The 15,745-nt window shown below is 68.7% G+C and carries 20 protein-coding genes, 1 tRNA gene and 1 pseudogene; 11 read left to right on the top strand and 11 right to left on the bottom strand.

Translation table 11 applies throughout. From position 1 onward, the window contains the following. Positions 1-39 precede the first annotated feature (39 nt). Positions 40-1,590, top strand: a complete 1,551-nt coding sequence (locus tag FB561_RS18910; RefSeq protein ID WP_145808442.1) for a PucR family transcriptional regulator — start codon at positions 40-42, stop codon at positions 1,588-1,590. Between the two features lie 3 nt (positions 1,591-1,593). On the opposite strand, the gene FB561_RS18905 is transcribed toward FB561_RS18910, so the two are convergent. From FB561_RS18905 to FB561_RS18895, 3 genes are read right to left on the bottom strand one after another with little or no spacing between them, the layout of a single operon-like run. Continuing rightward, entirely contained in the window at positions 1,594-2,463 is an 870-nt protein-coding gene (locus FB561_RS18905) for a polysaccharide deacetylase family protein (protein ID WP_145808440.1), read from the bottom strand. Further along, positions 2,460-3,575, bottom strand: a complete 1,116-nt coding sequence (locus FB561_RS18900; RefSeq protein WP_145808439.1) for an oxidoreductase — start codon at positions 3,573-3,575, stop codon at positions 2,460-2,462. Before FB561_RS18900 ends, FB561_RS18905 begins: the two co-directional genes overlap by 4 nt. A gap of 15 nt (positions 3,576-3,590) precedes the next feature. Further along, entirely contained in the window at positions 3,591-4,214 is a 624-nt protein-coding gene (locus tag FB561_RS18895) for a DUF1989 domain-containing protein (protein WP_145808437.1), read from the bottom strand. 175 nt (positions 4,215-4,389) lie between these two features. Here FB561_RS18895 and FB561_RS18890 point away from each other — a divergent pair. Further along, positions 4,390-4,463, top strand: a tRNA-Arg gene (locus FB561_RS18890). 36 nt (positions 4,464-4,499) lie between these two features. Here the strand turns inward: FB561_RS18890 and FB561_RS18885 are convergent. Beyond that, complete coding sequence (locus FB561_RS18885; RefSeq protein ID WP_145808436.1) at positions 4,500-5,738, bottom strand: IS481 family transposase; 1,239 nt, start codon at positions 5,736-5,738, stop codon at positions 4,500-4,502. A 388-nt stretch (positions 5,739-6,126) separates the two neighbouring features. Between FB561_RS18885 and FB561_RS38255 the strand changes: the two genes are divergently transcribed. The 3 genes and pseudogenes from FB561_RS38255 to FB561_RS18875 form a co-directional block, all read left to right on the top strand. Further along, complete coding sequence (locus FB561_RS38255; protein ID WP_202880666.1) at positions 6,127-6,669, top strand: hypothetical protein; 543 nt, start codon at positions 6,127-6,129, stop codon at positions 6,667-6,669. Then, the gene (locus tag FB561_RS38250; protein ID WP_202880665.1) at positions 6,627-7,061 is read left to right on the top strand and encodes a hypothetical protein; all 435 of its coding nucleotides are present in this window, start codon (positions 6,627-6,629) and stop codon (positions 7,059-7,061) included. Before FB561_RS38255 ends, FB561_RS38250 begins: the two co-directional genes overlap by 43 nt. A gap of 205 nt (positions 7,062-7,266) precedes the next feature. Beyond that, positions 7,267-7,347 (top strand): annotated as a pseudogene (locus FB561_RS18875) (ANTAR domain-containing protein); the annotation flags it as partial. A gap of 84 nt (positions 7,348-7,431) precedes the next feature. Here the strand turns inward: FB561_RS18875 and FB561_RS18870 are convergent. Then, positions 7,432-7,815, bottom strand: coding sequence for a DUF6766 family protein (locus FB561_RS18870; RefSeq protein WP_145808434.1), 384 nt, complete (start codon positions 7,813-7,815; stop codon positions 7,432-7,434). A gap of 180 nt (positions 7,816-7,995) precedes the next feature. On the opposite strand from FB561_RS18870, the gene FB561_RS18865 reads away from it, so the two are divergent. Beyond that, positions 7,996-8,553, top strand: a complete 558-nt coding sequence (locus FB561_RS18865; RefSeq protein WP_170284708.1) for a sigma-70 family RNA polymerase sigma factor — start codon at positions 7,996-7,998, stop codon at positions 8,551-8,553. A 213-nt stretch (positions 8,554-8,766) separates the two neighbouring features. On the opposite strand, the gene FB561_RS18860 is transcribed toward FB561_RS18865, so the two are convergent. From FB561_RS18860 to FB561_RS18850, 3 genes are all read right to left on the bottom strand, one after another. Next, positions 8,767-9,471 (bottom strand): VOC family protein, encoded by a 705-nt coding sequence (locus FB561_RS18860; protein WP_145808430.1) that lies wholly within the window; start codon positions 9,469-9,471, stop codon positions 8,767-8,769. Positions 9,472-9,550: 79 nt separating this feature from the next. Then, complete coding sequence (locus tag FB561_RS18855; RefSeq protein ID WP_145808428.1) at positions 9,551-10,459, bottom strand: NADP-dependent oxidoreductase; 909 nt, start codon at positions 10,457-10,459, stop codon at positions 9,551-9,553. 106 nt (positions 10,460-10,565) lie between these two features. Further along, on the bottom strand, positions 10,566-11,345 hold the full coding sequence (locus FB561_RS18850; protein WP_145808426.1) for an HAD family hydrolase: 780 nt from the start codon (positions 11,343-11,345) through the stop codon (positions 10,566-10,568). Between FB561_RS18850 and FB561_RS18845 the strand changes: the two genes are divergently transcribed. The 5 genes from FB561_RS18845 to FB561_RS18825 all read left to right on the top strand — a co-directional run bounded on the left by FB561_RS18845 (position 11,344) and on the right by FB561_RS18825 (position 13,597). After that, on the top strand, positions 11,344-11,490 hold the full coding sequence (locus tag FB561_RS18845) for a hypothetical protein (RefSeq protein WP_202880663.1): 147 nt from the start codon (positions 11,344-11,346) through the stop codon (positions 11,488-11,490). The genes FB561_RS18850 and FB561_RS18845 overlap by 2 nt on opposite strands. Positions 11,491-11,527: 37 nt before the next feature. Beyond that, positions 11,528-11,851, top strand: a complete 324-nt coding sequence (locus FB561_RS18840; protein WP_145808424.1) for a YciI family protein — start codon at positions 11,528-11,530, stop codon at positions 11,849-11,851. Positions 11,852-11,952: 101 nt separating this feature from the next. Then, complete coding sequence (locus FB561_RS18835; RefSeq protein WP_145808422.1) at positions 11,953-12,636, top strand: alpha/beta hydrolase; 684 nt, start codon at positions 11,953-11,955, stop codon at positions 12,634-12,636. A 9-nt stretch (positions 12,637-12,645) separates the two neighbouring features. After that, entirely contained in the window at positions 12,646-12,984 is a 339-nt protein-coding gene (locus tag FB561_RS18830; RefSeq protein WP_145808420.1) for a DUF2200 domain-containing protein, read from the top strand. A gap of 82 nt (positions 12,985-13,066) precedes the next feature. Next, a complete protein-coding gene (locus FB561_RS18825; protein WP_145808418.1) occupies positions 13,067-13,597 on the top strand; it encodes a putative immunity protein in 531 nt (176 codons plus the stop codon). A 63-nt stretch (positions 13,598-13,660) separates the two neighbouring features. Here FB561_RS18825 and FB561_RS18820 read toward each other — a convergent pair whose 3' ends face one another. The 3 genes from FB561_RS18820 to FB561_RS18810 form a co-directional block, all read right to left on the bottom strand. Continuing rightward, complete coding sequence (locus FB561_RS18820; protein ID WP_145808416.1) at positions 13,661-13,960, bottom strand: hypothetical protein; 300 nt, start codon at positions 13,958-13,960, stop codon at positions 13,661-13,663. Between the two features lie 147 nt (positions 13,961-14,107). Next, a complete protein-coding gene (locus tag FB561_RS18815) occupies positions 14,108-14,821 on the bottom strand; it encodes a hypothetical protein (protein ID WP_145808414.1) in 714 nt (237 codons plus the stop codon). Between the two features lie 117 nt (positions 14,822-14,938). Next, on the bottom strand, positions 14,939-15,682 hold the full coding sequence (locus FB561_RS18810; RefSeq protein WP_145808412.1) for an SDR family NAD(P)-dependent oxidoreductase: 744 nt from the start codon (positions 15,680-15,682) through the stop codon (positions 14,939-14,941). Positions 15,683-15,745: the final 63 nt, after the last annotated feature.

Genomic DNA, 15,745 nt, shown 5'->3' with positions numbered 1-15,745 from the left:
CTCTAGCGATCGGCCCGATCGACTGGATATGTTCACACCATGCTCACCCTGCAGACCCTCCTGCAGGACCCGGCCCTCGAACTACGTCCGCTGGTGCCGGGACCACCAGGATCGCTCGACCAGCCGGCCTTGTGGCTGCACAACACCGAGCTGCCCGATCCCTCCCGCTACGTCCGGGCAGGCGAGATCGTGCTCACCAACGGGCTCTGGCTGCACGAGACGACCGCGGAGTCGTTCGTCGGCCACCTGTTGACGGCCGGGGCGGCCGGGCTGATCTTCGGGCTGCGCAAGGAGACCCCGCGGACCCCGGACGACCTGATCAGCGCTTGTGAGCGGGCCGGGTTGCCGCTGGTCGAGATCTCGATCAAGGTTCCGTTCAGCGCGGTGACCGAGGCCGCGGCGGACATCTACACCGAGCAGCGCCAGGATGCGCTCGTCGGTCTGGTCCGCCGGGGCAACGCGCTGGCCTCCGCGATCTCGCACGGCGCGGGAGCCACCGGTGTACTGTCCGTGCTCCGGCGCGAGCACCGGCTACCGCTCGTGGTGGTGGACCGGATGGGGCGGTCGCTCGCCGCGGCGGACGCGGAGCTGACTCCCGAGCAGCTCCGGACCGTCGCCGGGGCGCTGGCCCGTCGGCCTCCTCCGCTCGAGCTGGACCTGGGTGACGGCACCACGGCCACGATCTTCCTGGTCAGCGCGGTGAGCGACATCGACGCGGCGCTGCTCTGCCTGCGCCCGGTCGCCGGGCTGTCGCGGGCCGAGCAGGACGCGCTCGAACAGACCGCGCGCTTCCTCAGCCTGGAGGTGGCCAAGCAGCAGGCCGTGCATGCGATCGAGCAGCGGTACGCGAGCGAACTCCTGGACATGATCCTGTCCGGTGCGCAGCGGGCGGCCGAGGTCCCCGACCGGCTGCGCTCGTTCGGGGTGGATCCGTCGGCGCCGCTCGCGGTCTGCGCGCTCGCGTTCGCCGCCGGGGAGCCGCTGCCCGGCATCGCGGACACGGTGACCGACTTCTTCCTCGGCCACGGGATCGCCGCCGTGGTCGCTGCGGGCAGCCAGGACGTCGTCGCGGTACTCCCCTGGCGCCGGGCGGCCGCAGAACTCGCCGTACTCGCCGCGGAGCTGTGTGACGCAGTACGGCGCCGCTTCCCCGATCAGCGCCCCGTGGCCGGTCTCGGCGAGCTCGCGTCCTCTGCTGCCGAGCTGCGACGCCCCCTGGTCCAGGCGCGAGAAGCGTGTCGGCTACTTCGCCGGCGCAGCGACCAGTCCGTGGCCGCGTTCGCCGAGCTCGGTACGCACCGGCTGCTGCTCGGGCTGCAGGACCAGGAGACGCTCGGTGGGTTCGCGGACACCGTGCTGACCCCGCTACGCGAGTACGACCGGAAGCACGCCGGGGAGCTCGAGCGGACCCTGCGGGTGTTCCTGGCGAACGACGGGCAGTTCGGTACCACCGCGACGCAGCTGTACGTCCACGTGAACACGTTGCGGAACAGGCTCACCAAGATCGCCGAGCTGTCCGGCCGTGACGTCACCCGGACCGAGGACCGGGTCGAGCTCTTCCTCGCCCTCGAAGCGGACGCGATGCGCTGACCGTCAGTCCGGATAGACGGCCCGGTCCACGGTGACGTCCGGCAGCCCCCGGGTCGGTACGTCCGGATCGGCGAGCGCGGCTTCGGCCACGTCACGGCACCGCCGGAACCGTACGTCCCCGAGACCGAGGCCGTACTCGATCAGCTCCCGGACCGCCGCCAGCCGACTCGGCCGCCCGGACAGGAACGGGTGCAGGCAGAGGTTGAACAGACAGCGGTAGTTGCGCATGGCATCGAGTTCGGCGCGCCACAGCTCCAGCACCTTGCGCGGCGACTCGATCACCGACCCGATCTGCGGCTCCGGCAGGAACGCGTACTGCTCCCAGTCGTCCAGCGACCAGTGCACCGGCAACTCCGCGATCCGGACCCCGTCGCCGAGGTCCAGCGCGTACGGCCGGTCGTCACCCATCAACGAGGAGTCGTACCGCAGACCGTGGTCGCGCAGCAGCCCGAACGTCGACCGCGCCGCCTCCCACTGCGCCGCCCGGTACCCGACGATCTCGATGCCCTGGTCCGCGAACACAGCGAGCCCACGTTCGAAGTCGGCGCGCTCCTCGTCCGGGTGCAGCGACGTGGGAGCGCGATGGCTGTACGTGTGGTGCGCGATCTCGTGGCCGTGCTCGGCGATCGCGGCCACCATCGCGGGCCGGCGTTCGGCGACCCAGCCCGGGACGAAGAACGTGGCCGGGACGCCGAGGTCGTCGAGCAGTTCGAGGATGCGCGGAACGCCGACGTCCGGGCCGTACGCCTGGTGCGACATCGTCATCAGGTGATCGGCGTACCGGGCGCCGGCCGCGAGGATCGGCGTCTCGGCGTCCACGTCGAAGGTCAGGGTGACGACCGCGGATCCGTCGTCGTGCCACGCACCGGTCATGCCGACCGATCCTGCCGCCATTGCCGCACGTTCGCCAGTGTCGCCTTCGGGTGCAGCATCGCGTGGTCGAACCGGTCCGTCTCCACCTGCTTGGCCCACCGGCGCGGCAGGTCGGAGTTCGTGAGTGCGCCGCGAGCGATCGAGAGCAGGTCCGCGTGACCGTCGGCGAGCACCTGCTCGGCCTGATCGAGGACGTGCATCCCGCCGTTCGCGATCACCGGGAGCCCGGTGACGCGGCGAGCCAGGCCGGTGATCGTCTCGGTGCCGTCGAGCCTTGCCGTGTCGATCCAGTTCCGCCCCTCGCTGGCGATGTGCAGGTAGTCGATCCCGGTCTCCGCGAGCCGCTCGAAGATGACCTCACCGTCCTCGGCGCCGCCGGGCCAGCGGTACTCGAAGTCGTTCACCTTCGTCTGCGACAGCCGGACCCCGAGGACGAAGTCGCCGAGGTCCGCCGCCTTCACGGCCGCCGCGATCTCGGCGGTGAAGCGGATCCGGTTCGCCACGGTCCCGCCGTACCGATCGACGCGCTGGTTCGTGTACACGGTGAGGAACTGGTCGAGCAGGTACCCGTTCGCGCCGTGCAGCTCGACCCCGTCGAAGCCGGCCGCTTTGGCGTGGTGAGCCGCCTGGACGAAGTTCGCGATGACCTGATCGATCTCGGCCGTGGTGAGTTCGCGGGGAGAGGTCCACGGTCCGCGGCCGCCGTACTCGGGCATCATCTCGCCGATCGGCTGGACGGCCGACGGCGCGACCCGCTCCTCGCCGTACGCGCTGCCCTGCGACAACGCGCCCGCGTGCATCAGCTGGGCGATGATCGGGCTGCCGGCGGCGTGGACCCGCGACGTCACCCGCCGCCACCCGTCCACGTGCGCCTCGGTGGCGAGGCCGGGCTGGTTGCGGTACCCCTGGCTGAACGCGGTGTCCGGGTACGTCCCCTCGGTGATCACGAGGCCGAACCCACCGGCCGCGAACTCGGTGTAGTAGTCGGCCATCTCCTCGGTCGGCACGCCGTACTCCGCGGCCGAGACCCGCGTCATCGGGGCCACGGCCAGGCGGTTCGCGAGTTCCAGGTGGCCGAGGCGGGTCGGGCGGAGGCTGGGGCGGTCGGTCATAGGTACTCCCTTGTACTAGTGGCTGCGGAGGAGGTCGAGCGCGAGGTCGGTCGGGCCGTCGCCGTTGATCCCGGTCAGGTCCTGCGGGCACGCGGACACCACGACGACACAGTCGATCGCGGCCTCGAACGTGATCGAGTCACCCGGATCCGTTGGCGCGGGCAACCAGCTCAGTCCGCCGTCCGGATCCACCGGAACGTTCATGAACACGTTCACCGGCTGCGGGACGACGGCCGCGCTCAACCCGAGGTCGGCGAGCGCGTCGGCCAGGTTCTGCGCGCAGGACGGATGCCCCGGTACCCCGAGCCCGGCGTACCGCGTGGCGTCACAGGCCGCGATCAGCATGTCGTGCCGACCAGGCGAACCGTCCGCGACCAGGGTCAGGATCGGCCGGCGCTGATCGGTCACCAGGTCGTCCCCGACCGCGGGAAACACCCGCTCGGTCTGCGCTCGCGTATGCGCGGCACTGAGGTACTCGGTCAGCTCTGTTTGGCCTGACGTCGGGTCCGCGAAGGCGAACAGGTCGCCGACCTGCCCACCGGCCAGGTCCACCACCCGGATCCGGTCCCCCGCCGGCAACCGAACGGCCCGCCCACTCCGAGCGGGAACCATCACCCTGTCCTCTGCAACGATCGACATGCCTCGACTCAACCAGCCGAGGCCGCCCCCGGACGATGGACAGATCACCACCGTCCCGCCGATTCCCTGGACGATCCTCCACCCGTTGTCCCGATCTCTGCGCACACGACCGGTAACCCGCGCGCGTAGTCCCCCCACGATCTGAGACACTCTTCCCCGGGCCGTCGAGGCCCAGGCGCCAGTAGCTCAGCTGGATAGAGCGTCGGACTTCTAATCCGTTGGTCGCAGGTTCGAATCCTGCCTGGCGCGCCTTGTGATGTCTCAAGACATAGGCGACAGCCGAACCTACGATTCGTGGGTTCGGCTGTTGGTCTGTTTGGGGTGTTTTGGGGTCGGTCCGGGTGGCTTGCCGGTGGGTTGGTAGTCGCGGGTGGGGTCGAGGGTGAGTTCGCGCAGCAGTTCGCCGGTGGCGGCGTCGACGACGCGGATGTCGAGGTCTTGGACGAGCAGGAGGACGTGGGTTCGGGCGTGGGTTCGCCCGATGCCTATGTGGTGGAGCCGGCCGTTCAGGCGCAGGGTGACCACGCCGGTGTGGTCGACCCGGTCGGTGCGGACCCGGTAGTGGACCTCGCCGGTCCGGTCGATGCTCGGGGTTGCTTTCGGCCGGGCGTGATAGGCGGTCGCCGGGGTGGCTCGATGCGGCAGGGACCGGTGCGGCCTGCGCTGGTTGTAGGCCTGGACGAAGGCGTCGAGCAGCACTTGAAGTTCGGCGACGGTGGTGGGCTGGTCGGGTTGGGCGCGCAGCCACTTCTTCAGGGTCTGCTGGAACCGCTCCACTTTCCCGCAGGTGGTCGGGTGGTTCGGGCGGGAGTTCTTCTGGGTGATGTTCAGGCGGCGGAGTTCGGTCTCGAGGCCGTTGCGGCCGCCTTTCCCGCCGGACAGGCGGGTGGTGTAGACCATGCCGTTGTCGGTCAGTGTCGAGGCCGGGATCCCGTACTGCGCAACGGTTTCGCGGAAGCTGCTCAGCACGATCTGGCCGGTGATCCGCGGATGCGCGGTGACTGACAGGGCGTAGCGGGAGTGGTCGTCGAGCCAGCTGATGACCTCCACGTCGGGCCCGGGGGAATCGTCGGGGCGGGTGAGGCGGTAGTGGGTGAAGTCGGACTGCCAGCACTCGTTGGGCTGGTCGGCGGCGAACCGCAGGTACGACGACCTCGGCCGCTTGCCCGGGTCCGGTACGACGGCGCCCGCGCGGGTCAGGATGCGGTGGATCGTGGCCCGCGACAGCGCGGTGGCGTGGTGGTGCTCAAGATGCCAGCCGATCGTGTCCGCGCCCGCATCCAGCCCCTGCTCGGCCAGCTGTTTGCGCAGCGCGAGTACCAGCTCCACCGTCGCCGCCGGCGTGGCCCGCGGCGACGTCTTCGGACGCCGTGACCGCGGCACGAACGCCGCCTCGCCCTCGGCCAGATACCTGGCCTTCAGCTTGTAGACCCAGGCCCGATGCACCCCGTACCTCGCGGCGACATCGGCCGCGGTCTGACCCTCCACGAACAAGGCGGTGATGACCAACCGAGCCTTCGACATGCCCGAGCATCCAGCCCACCACACCTGTCGCCGATCACCCGAGACACGTGTCGCCTATGTCTTGAGACATCTGTCGCCTATGTCCTGAACCACAACACTGCCTGGCGCGCCTTGTATGTCTCAAGACATAGGCAACACCCGAACCCACGATTTGTGGGTTCGGGTGTTGCCATTTGGGGTGTTTGCGGGTGGTCCCAACCCATCAGCGAAGCACCCGGCGCACGCCCCGACCTCACTAGGCACAAGCGTCCAGGTCGGTGCCCTCCGATGCACCGGACGGTGAGAGCGGCTGGTACGTTGCGGCCGCGGTGGGTACCCGACACCTGTGAACGCCATCCGTGTTGGGCTTGTGGCAGATCCGGCCGCTCCGACCGAGGTCGCTCGGAGAATGACCGACCTGCGACCGCTCGACGGCAAGGACAACTGGGACATCGCCGTGGTGAGTGAGCCGTTCACCACCGGCTCCGAGGATGTCGAGACCGCGGTGGGCCGGCTGCAGGACCAAGCCCGCGAACAGCACTGGGACCTCGTGGTCGGCCTGACCGAACTCCCACTCCACGACCGCGAGGGCCGGCATCTGCTCGTGGAAACCGATCCACAACAACGAACCGCGGTGCTGTCGCTGCCGGCACTGGGCGGGCTCCGGATGCATGCCCGCGCCCGCAGGGCAGTCCGCTCACTGGTCAACGGGATGACCGACCCGGGAACCGATGGGGAGCGCCGCGTCGCCCTGCCGCGTCTGCGGGGCCGCTGGCGGCTGCTCCTGGGGATGGTGCTCGCCAACCGTCCGTGGCTCCTGGTCCCCGGTCTGAGTCCGCGCTCGTGGCGGCGCTGGCCACCGGGGCCGTGGCCACCGTCAACTCCACGGTCTGGCTACTCGCGGGTTCGATGCCGTGGTGGCGTCTGGTCGTCGCGAGCGTCGCCTCGATAGCACTCGTCGTCGGATGGCTGGTGATCGACGGCGAACTGTGGGACCGTCCCGACGACGACTCCGCGCAGGCCAAGGAGAGATCGCGCCTCTACAACGCCTCGACCCTGCTGACCCTGACGGTCGGCGTAGTCATCTGTTATGCCGCCCTGTACGTCGTGAACCTGGCATGGGCGTACTTCGTCCTCGACCCCGGTGTGATGGGCGGCTACGTCGACGTCCCGATCGGCCACGGCGACCTGTTCGTCCTGGCCTGGTTCGTCGCGTCGGCCGCAACCGTCGGCGGTGGCCTCGGATCGGGCCTGGAGTCGGACGAGGCGATCCGCGCCGCCGCCTACTCCAAGCGAGAACAGGACCGGCGCGAGCGCCTCGCGCGTGACGACGACGGTTCCTGACCCGATCCCAGGCCTGGGTCCCGCCGGTCCTCCGGTAGCGACGGTTGATCATCCGCGCGGCATCCGTCGAAGGCCGTCCAGCGATCAACTGGTGACTGATACCACTGCCGGGCGGCGGTGGCCGGACTGGACCGTGAGGGTCCGCTATCGGTCCATGTCCTGAACGACGATCTCTGGGCCCACGATCGGTGGCGCCCGAAACGCCGTGACCACGGCGGTTCATGCCCGGAAACCGGTCGGCCAGGCGATGGGCCTACTGATGGAGCGCTACGACTTCGACGCGGACCAGGCCTTCGCCGCGGCATGGTGGCGGCCTGCGGTGACCTCGCGCGGGACCAGCCCGTACAGCTTCATCGTCGGTCGTGGGTGTTCAGGTTCGCTCCAATGGACGCTCCCGCAACTGCTGACTGATCTTGTCGACTTTGGCTTCGAGGCGTTCCATGTCCTCGGCTTCGACGCGGAAGAGGAAGTGCTTGGCGCCGAGCAGCAGGATGGCCTGGAAGACCAGTTGCAGCCACTCGCTCTGCCAGTTCTCGAACGTGCTGGCGAAGAAGTTCGGCCAGAAGTCGCCCAGCGAGAACGGCTGCCCGTGCTCCTGCTGGTCGCTCTTGAACTCACTCAGCTGGGTGAAGAACTGCCCGAGCCACGAACCGAGGAACAGGATGAGCAACAGATAGACGGCACCCCACCGTCTGACATGGGTGTTCGGAGGGTGATCCCGGCGAGGATCCGGTTCGATGTTCTCGTAACTCATGGGTCCCGGTACCCAGCTCGAACCGACGAAGGTGAGGGCCGGACGCCGCGGGGCCACCCATCTTCCTTCCACGTTGTCGGCGGCTGTGTGCGAATGCTGACAGCGGGTACCCGCAACGTGTCCCGGCGAGGTAGAACCCATTGCCGCGTTTCGCCGGGCTCGAAGGCAGGACGCCCCCCGATGCCGACCACCTCCCCCCTCCCGACCGACGACTCCGACTTCCGCTCCTACGCGGTGCCGACCATCCGGGGCGGGATCCGCCATCACTTCCGCGACCACGCCTGGGCGGTCAAGGTGCCCCGACGGATGCAGAACCTCCAGTCCGAGATCAACGCTGTCACCCCCGAACTCGCCGGAGAACTCCACCGCTGGCCGACCCAGCAAGAGGTCGCCACCGCCCTCGCGGTAGACGTTGCCGACGTCAACGAAGCCGAGCAGGCCCGCGGCTGCTTCCAGCCCGCGTCACTGGACGTCCCGCCGTACCGCGACAGCGATCGACAGAGCCTGAGCGAGAAGGTCGCCGACCCGGCCGACACCTACGAACTGGTCAACCAGGTCCACTCACTACTCCCCGCGATCGACGACCTCCCGGACCGCGACAAGCTGATCCTGCACCGCCGGTTCGTCGACCATCGCACCCAGACCGAGATCGGCGTCGAGATCGGCGTCAGCCAGATGCAGGTCTCCCGCCTTCTCCGCACCATCCTGACCCGGCTCCAGCACGCCCTGTCCGTCTGACCGGTATGCGCTGACAGCGCATACCGGGTGGGTACCAAGGAGGTGGGTTGGCCCCTGAGGCATTCTCACCCCCCAATGTCCTCAGGGGCCGCCCCACAGGTGGGCAGCTTGCGGGTGCCGATCAGGTCTTGGGCGACGTCTCGCGCCGCTTCCGGCCGGCCGGCGACGAGGAGCCTGACGGGCGCGCGAACTGGAGCGTCGGTGCGTTGAGACTCAGGCTGGGTGGAGGCCGAATTCGTTCCTGTCCGGGTCGGCCATCTCGATGCGGTCAGCCCGGTCGGCGAGACGGGTCGCACCGAGTGAGAGCAGTCGTTCCGCCTCGCTGGCGGGGTCCGCGGTGACCAGGTCGAAGCGCTGCCGGTTCCTTGCTGTTTTGGGCTGGACCGGCGGTTCGTCCCACGAGTCCCAGGAGATCTTGGTACCGCCGAGCGGCGACTGAACCGCGGTCTGCCCGTTCTCGTCCAACACCAGCGGCCAGTCCAGCGCGTCGCGCCAGAACCGGCCGACGTCCGGTGATCCGTCACAAGTGACCTCGCCGAGGGAGCCGGTGCCGGCCAGATACTTGTTGCCCGGCTCGATCACACACAGCTCGTTACCGCCAGGGTCGGCCAGTACAACAAACTTGTCGTCGGGTGCTTGGCCCACGTCGAGGTGGCGGCCGCCCAGGCGCAGCGCCTTCTCGACGGTTCGCTGCTGGTGTTCAAGGCTGGTGCTGGTCAGGTGCAGATGCAGCTGTCGCGGGCCGAGCTGCGAGGTGTCGGAGGTGACGAAGCGGAGCCCGACCTGCGCCTCGTCACCTGGTACCAACGCACCGCCGGGCTCCGTGAGCACTTCTCGATCGAGCAGCCCAGCCCAAAAGGCCGCCACCGCGGTCGCGTCGGCCACGTCGAAGACCACTGCTTCAAGTCGTAGAGCCACCTCTACAACCTAGGGCGGGCTCCAGCCCTTGGCGACTGGTTTGCGTGGAGATCGAATCCCACGCGCCCGGCCAACCAGGTCATCTCACCTTGATGATGGTCCTGCCGCGGGTGCGCTCTGCGAAGGTGGCGGGGAAGTCGGACAGCTCGCGGACGGCCGTGACGAGGGGTGTGAGCCGTCCATCGCGGAGGCGACCCGCCAGCAGCGCCGCTTGTTCGCGGTTGGGCTCGACAACGAAGAAGATCGCCCGGCCGTCGCGGGGTTGGACTGTCGGCGGGTCGGCGACAGTGACGAGGGTGCCGCCGGGGCGTACCAGCGCGGTGGAGCGGTCGCGGATCGCGCCGCCGATCACGTCGAGCACTACGTCGACCTCACCGGCGTCCTCGAGGCGGTCGCCGTCCAGGTCGAGGAACTCGTGGACGCCCAGGGTGTCAGCGAGGTCCCGGTCGGAGGCCCGGCCGGTGCCGATGATGTGGGCTCCGGTCTCGCGCGCCAGTTGTACCGCGACGGAGCCGACGGAGCCGCCGACGCCGTGGACGAGGACGGATTGGCCTGCTTGAAGGCGAGCGTGGTCGAACAGCGCTTGCCAGGCTGTCAGACCGGGCATTGGCAGGGCCGCCGCGGTGAGGTGGTCGACGTCAGCGGGCAGCGGAGCCAGGTTGCGGGCCTCCACGGCGGTGTACTCGGCGAGCGAACCGTTGCGGGCCCAGTCGGTCAGCCCGAACACTCGCTGGCCGACCGAAAGACCGGTGGTGCCGTAGCCGAGCTCGACAACCACACCGGACAGCTCGTGACCGAGGACGCTTGGCGTACGGTCGCGGCCGGCGCGGTCCGTCCAGGTCCCGGGCCAGGCCGGCTCGTCTCGGACGAAGCCGGCGGCATGGACCTGCACGATGACGTCGTTCTCGGCGGCGTGGGGGTAGGGCAGCTCGGTCAAGGACAGCCCGTAGTCGTCGGCCTCGCGGTCCCGGACAGTGACGGCACGCATGAAAGTCTCTTCCAGTAGTCGTTGCTGGTTCACCTCGACCGTAGGCAGCCGAGGCCCGCCATCACTGGGCCACTCCGAGGCGGTTTCGATGGGCCACCCGCTCGGCTCACACCGTGGTCAGGAAATCGGACAGTTCACGCATGGTGTGGACGGCTGTCGGCGCGAAGTCGGTCTCAGGGTGCGCGTCGGTGTCTTCACTGTGAAACAGAACGGGCTCGAAGCCGGCGGCTTGTGCGGCGACCAGGTTGGTGGGGCGGTCGTCGACGAACACCGACTGTGCAGGGTCGAGGCCGGAGTGGCTCAGCACGGCCTTGTACGCGGCCGGGTCCGGCTTGCGAGCGCCGATCTCCGAGCTCACGAACCACCGTTCGACCTCGGCGTCGAGGTCGAACCGGTGACGCAGTAGCTCAGACCACGGCGCGGCGTCGTTGGTCAGCACCAGGGCGGTGATCCCGGCGGATCGGAGGCTGCTCAGAAGCTGCGGAACGCCTGGCGTCAGCTCGTGCCGCTGGCAGTAGTCGGCGTCGTTTGCGGTTCCTGGTACGCCCAGCAGCGACCAGAGTTCGCCGGTCGAGATCTCGCCGAGCGTGCAGCGGCGGTACGCAGCACGGATTTCCGCCTCGGTGCTCGGGCAGCGGTGGTCTCGCAGGTAGGGGATCAGGACGTTGCGCACGACATTGCTGTGCCGGTAGAGCACACCCATCGCATCCAGCACGACGAAGCGGTTGGGCATAGCGAAGACCTCCAGCGATCGACGAAGCAGAATTGTCTCGCGATGTCCGGGGCGCGGTGTCGGATCGGGGTGGTTGGGTTCGTAGCTGGGGTGAGGCCGCCGATGAGGGGCGGCGCCGAGGCGAGGAACCGCGATCATGAAGCTGACGACCATGACTCAGACGTGCGAGTCGTTCGCCCGTTCTTGGGGCCCGGCGCCGGACCACGCGCTCGACGTGGTCGAGTCCCGGGGCGACTCGAAGGGCGTGGCGATCCAGGTCTGTCGGCCGGCCGGGCGCCCGCAGTACGCGACGGCCTGAGCGACGCTGTCCCGACACCAGAGGAGATGATGGGCGGATGAAGTTCCTGGTTTCCGTGATCGACGACAAGGTCAACCCCGGCAGCACAGACCGGATGCCGGCTATCAGCACCTTCAACGAGCGGCTGATCGCCGACGGCTACTGGGTCTTCGCCGGCGGCCTCGCCGACACGACAGAAGCGACGGTGATCGACAACCGAGGCGAGCACGCGATCTTCAGCGACGGCCCGTTCGTCGAGTCGAAGGAGTACCTGGCCGGCGTCTGGGTCTGGGAGGTCCCCACCCTGGAACTCGCCCGCGACCTCGCCACCGAAGCCTCCAAGGTCTGCGACCGGAAGATCGAACTCCGCCCGTTCCAGTGACCAAGAAGCTTGCCTCACGCAAGCAGATTGGTGGGCGGCGCGGTTCGGATGGTGGCTGGTAGGCCGCAGACATTGGTGGTGAACACCGCTACGGTCGAGCGATGGGTGCTCATGAGGTGGCTCACGGTGGGCGGGTCTCGGGCGAGGTTGTCGTCGAGGAGTTCTCGTACGACGGCGGGCGGCAGGTCGCGGTGTACATGCCGCCGGATCCTCCCGAGGCGGTCGTGTTCGCCGGGGACGGTCAGCTGATTTCGCAGTGGGGTGGGCTGCTCGAGGCTGCCGACGTGCCGCCGACGATGATCGTGGGGGCTTACCGCACGGACGACCCGGACGAGATGGCGCGGATTCGGGAGTACTCACCGTCGTTCGACGAGGAGAAGTTCGCGGCGCACGAGAAGTTCTTCGTCGAGGAGGTGCGCGACCGGGTACGGTCGCGGTTCGGCGTGGCGTTGCCGGCGGAGCGTACGGCGGTCTGCGGCGTGTCGGCGAGTGGGGAGCTCTCGCTCGCTCTGGGACTGAGGCACCCGGAGATCTACGGCTCGGTGTTCTGCGCCTCGCCGGGCGGTGGGTACCAGCCGCCGGCCGAGTTGCCGCGCCCACTTCCGCGGACGTACCTCGTCGCCGGGACGCAGGAGCCGTGGTTCCTGGCGAACGCGACCAGGTGGGCGGACGCGCTTCGCGATGCCGAGGCGGACGTCGTGATCACCGAGCGGGACGGGAACCACGGGGACCCGTTCTGGCAGGAGGAGTTCCCGTTGATGGTCGCGTGGGCTTTCGGTCGTTAGGCTCGGTGGATGAGCCGAATCTTCACCGTCAGTTTCGCGTCGGTGTACCCGCACTACGTGACCAAGGTCGAGAAGAAGGGCCGGACGAAGGCCGAGCTCGACGAGGTGATCGAGTGGCTGACCGGGTTCGATCAGGCGGCGCTGGATGCGCACCTGGCCGCGGAGACGACGTTCGAGGACTTCTTCGCCGAGGCCGAGCTCAATCCCCAGGCGTCGCTGATCACCGGCACCATCTGCGGCGTCCGCGTCGAGACCATCGACGATCCGTTGATGCAGCAGATCCGCTACCTGGACAAGCTGGTCGACGAACTCGCCAAGGGCAGGGCGATGGCCAAGATCCTGCGCTAGGTGTTTGAAGCTTTTCCCAAGGACCAGCCGCAGGGTGATCGAGAACCTTCAACGACGAGGTTCAACGATACGCTTGATGCACATGACCGAAGAGATCGACCTCGGCCTGGCCGAGCTGCGGGAAGTCACCGCCTTCGCGATCGCCTGTGCGCGACCCGCCCTGGTGATCTTCGAGAACGAACGCCCCGACGACCGGCGCCCCCGAGAAGCCATCGACGCCGCCCAGGCCTTCGCCGAGGGCGGCCGGCGGACCAAGCTGATCCGGGACTGCGCCTGGGCCGCGATGCGAGCCGGCCAGGAAGCCAAGGACGCCGGCCTCCTCGCGGCCAGTGAGGCTGCCCGTGCCGCCTTGGCCGCCGCCAGCGCCGCGTACCTTCACCCGCTAGCGAAAGCCACCCAGGTCAAGCACATCCTCGGCCCGGCCGCCCACGCCGCCCGAGCACTCGAACTAGCCGCAGGCAACGACCCCACGATCGCCGCCCACCACCTCACCGAATGCGAAGCCCTCGCGAACGAGGTCGTGAAAGACGTCCTGAGCCGCTACCCGGCCGCACCCTCAGGTGGCGGCCGAGCCGGCGAACTTATCCGCCGACTGGACGCCGCCCTCCGCTGAGACGGTGCACGGGCCGCAGCGTCCCCGAATTCCGCTGCGACCCTGCTCACCTCGTGTGGCGGATCAGCTCCACCAGTAGAAGTAGTAACCGTCGGCGCAGCTGGCGCCACCGGGACAGGTCTGGCCCTCGCGGTAGTAGATCGGGCTGACCTGGAATCCGTAGTGCAGGTAGGTGTACCGCTCAGAGTCGCACTTGTTGTAGTTGTTCCCACACCAGTACTCACCGCTCGACTGCGTGCCCGCGGCCACGGTCGCCGGCGCCTCCTGCACGCGCGCCTCCTGCGCGTGCGCCGCCATCGTGCTCCCGGCCACCGCGGTCACGGCCATCCCTGCGACGGCCACCATCTGCGCGATCGCTCTCATCAGCTTGCTCCCTTTCGTCCGACTGCCGTTGCCTTGCACAACGGCAGGGACCGTAGGTGTCACCAGGGGCAAGCGATCGAGCACTTCGAGAATCCTCGAAACGACGCCGCCCCAGCCGGTGAGGCGGCTGGGGATCGGTCTTCGGTGTCAGCCGACCTTGATCGCGGTGATCTCGGCCGCGACGGTCACCTGGCCGGCGCCCTCGCCGCTGCGGTTCTCGTTGTAGCCGAACCCGTAGACGGCGATCGTGGTCGCGCCGTCGACCTTGACGGTCTTGGTGGCCGACGCGGTGAGCTCGACGAACCCGGCCTTCGAGATCGCGGTGCCCATGACGGTGCCGGCGTCCTGCCCGTTCTCCTCGCCGTACCGCAGGGCGAGCTGCGGGTACAGATCGGTGGTCGGCGCGACGTAGCCCTCCGACCCGGCGTCCTTACGGTCGAACACCGCGGCCGTGTTGATCAGGTACGTGCCCGCCTTCGGCAGCTCGAGCTCGCCGACCTTGGTCGCGTTCGCCTTCCAGGAACCGCCGATCTTCTCGATCGGCTGCGCCTTGATCGACGTGCTCGCGGTCTGCTGACCGTTCTCCAGCGCGCCGGCGACCTCCGGCTTCAGCGCCGGCATCCCGACGGTCTGGTTGAACACCTTGTACAGCGCGTCCCGGTACGCCGGGTAGAGATCGCGCTCGCCGATCGAACCGTCCCGGATCGCCGAGCTGTTGACGCTGTTGGCCGGGGCCAGCGTGGCGCTGTCCCGGCTCGGCTCCGCCGCGTTCGCGGAGTTGAGGACCAGGCCGACGGTCGCTGCGGCCCCCACCGCGAGCGCGACTCCCCCACCCACCATGGCCTTCTTGGTGAAACGCATCGAGTACTTCCCCCATCCGGATGAAACTCCCCCAGCCCTTCGCCGAGGGCAGCCGGAGCAGTACAGCACGGAACGCGATCGGGCGGGGAGATTCGTCACTGCATATTCATGCAAATCTCACCAAGCCACCGGGCCCAGACGGTCGACGAAGACGCCGGTCGGGCCGTCGGGGCCGAGGGTGGCGAGGCGGAGGATCGAGTCGGTGCCCTCGGTGACGGTGAGCTTGCCGGTGTTGTTGTTCATGTCGGTGGCCGCGAACGTCTTGTTCGCGACCTCGCCGGGAGTCGCCAGGTTGAACTTGATGCCGGGCAGCGCCTGGGCGTACCGGACCGTGATCATGTTCAGCGCCGTCTTCGAGGAGCTGTAGCCGAGTTCGTGCAGCTTCGAGAACGGCTGCTCCGGGTCCGTCACGACCGTGAAGGAACTACCGCCGCTGGACACCATCACCACCCGCGGGTTGTCCGCCGCCTGCAACAACGGCAGGACCGCTCGCGTCACCCTGATCGGGCCGTACACGTTGGTGTCGTAGACCGCGTGGATCTCGTCGGCGGTCGCGTCGGCCGGGTTGGTCCCCCGCCCGGGCGTACCGGCGTTGTTGATCAGGACGTCCAGCTTGTCGGTGTGCTCGCGGACCAGCCGGACAGCGTCGGCGACCGAATCGTCCGAGGTCACGTCCAGCGGGACCATCACCACGTCCGCGCCGCCGGCGATCAGCTTGGCCGCGGCCACCTGGCCCCGATCGACGTCGCGCGAGCCGAGGAAGATCCGCCAGCCCAGCTCGCCGAGCCGCCGGGCCGCCTCGAACCCGAGTCCCTTGTTGCCTCCGGTGATCAGTACCGAGGTCTGCTCCGTCGTCGTCATACCTACCCGACGAGGCGGCCGGATCGGAGGTAACAGATGATCACAAACCGGCGGGGAGACCTT

Origin of the sequence: Kribbella amoyensis (assembly GCF_007828865.1) — a bacterium.
Lineage (GTDB): Bacteria > Actinomycetota > Actinomycetes > Propionibacteriales > Kribbellaceae > Kribbella > Kribbella amoyensis.
This window is presented reverse-complemented; position numbering and strand designations above follow the sequence as displayed.

Excerpts from the sequence above, each read along its gene's own strand:
- FB561_RS18840 (WP_145808424.1), top strand. The coding sequence starts at position 11,528 with ATGAAGTTCCTGGTTTCCGTGATCGACGACAAGGTCAACCCCGGCAGC.
- FB561_RS18865 (WP_170284708.1), top strand. The coding sequence starts at position 7,996 with ATGCCGACCACCTCCCCCCTCCCGACCGACGACTCCGACTTCCGCTCC.
- FB561_RS18855 (WP_145808428.1), bottom strand. The coding sequence starts at position 10,459 with ATGCGTGCCGTCACTGTCCGGGACCGCGAGGCCGACGACTACGGGCTG.
- FB561_RS18830 (WP_145808420.1), top strand. The coding sequence starts at position 12,646 with ATGAGCCGAATCTTCACCGTCAGTTTCGCGTCGGTGTACCCGCACTAC.
- FB561_RS18885 (WP_145808436.1), bottom strand. The coding sequence starts at position 5,738 with ATGTCGAAGGCTCGGTTGGTCATCACCGCCTTGTTCGTGGAGGGTCAG.
- FB561_RS18845 (WP_202880663.1), top strand. The coding sequence starts at position 11,344 with ATGACTCAGACGTGCGAGTCGTTCGCCCGTTCTTGGGGCCCGGCGCCG.
- FB561_RS18820 (WP_145808416.1), bottom strand. The coding sequence starts at position 13,960 with ATGAGAGCGATCGCGCAGATGGTGGCCGTCGCAGGGATGGCCGTGACC.
- FB561_RS18810 (WP_145808412.1), bottom strand. The coding sequence starts at position 15,682 with ATGACGACGACGGAGCAGACCTCGGTACTGATCACCGGAGGCAACAAG.
- FB561_RS18835 (WP_145808422.1), top strand. The coding sequence starts at position 11,953 with ATGGGTGCTCATGAGGTGGCTCACGGTGGGCGGGTCTCGGGCGAGGTT.
- FB561_RS18895 (WP_145808437.1), bottom strand. The coding sequence starts at position 4,214 with ATGTCGATCGTTGCAGAGGACAGGGTGATGGTTCCCGCTCGGAGTGGG.
- FB561_RS18905 (WP_145808440.1), bottom strand. The coding sequence starts at position 2,463 with ATGACCGGTGCGTGGCACGACGACGGATCCGCGGTCGTCACCCTGACC.
- FB561_RS18900 (WP_145808439.1), bottom strand. The coding sequence starts at position 3,575 with ATGACCGACCGCCCCAGCCTCCGCCCGACCCGCCTCGGCCACCTGGAA.
- FB561_RS18850 (WP_145808426.1), bottom strand. The coding sequence starts at position 11,345 with ATGGTCGTCAGCTTCATGATCGCGGTTCCTCGCCTCGGCGCCGCCCCT.
- FB561_RS38250 (WP_202880665.1), top strand. The coding sequence starts at position 6,627 with ATGCCGTGGTGGCGTCTGGTCGTCGCGAGCGTCGCCTCGATAGCACTC.
- FB561_RS38255 (WP_202880666.1), top strand. The coding sequence starts at position 6,127 with ATGACCGACCTGCGACCGCTCGACGGCAAGGACAACTGGGACATCGCC.
- FB561_RS18825 (WP_145808418.1), top strand. The coding sequence starts at position 13,067 with ATGACCGAAGAGATCGACCTCGGCCTGGCCGAGCTGCGGGAAGTCACC.
- FB561_RS18910 (WP_145808442.1), top strand. The coding sequence starts at position 40 with ATGCTCACCCTGCAGACCCTCCTGCAGGACCCGGCCCTCGAACTACGT.
- FB561_RS18815 (WP_145808414.1), bottom strand. The coding sequence starts at position 14,821 with ATGCGTTTCACCAAGAAGGCCATGGTGGGTGGGGGAGTCGCGCTCGCG.
- FB561_RS18870 (WP_145808434.1), bottom strand. The coding sequence starts at position 7,815 with ATGAGTTACGAGAACATCGAACCGGATCCTCGCCGGGATCACCCTCCG.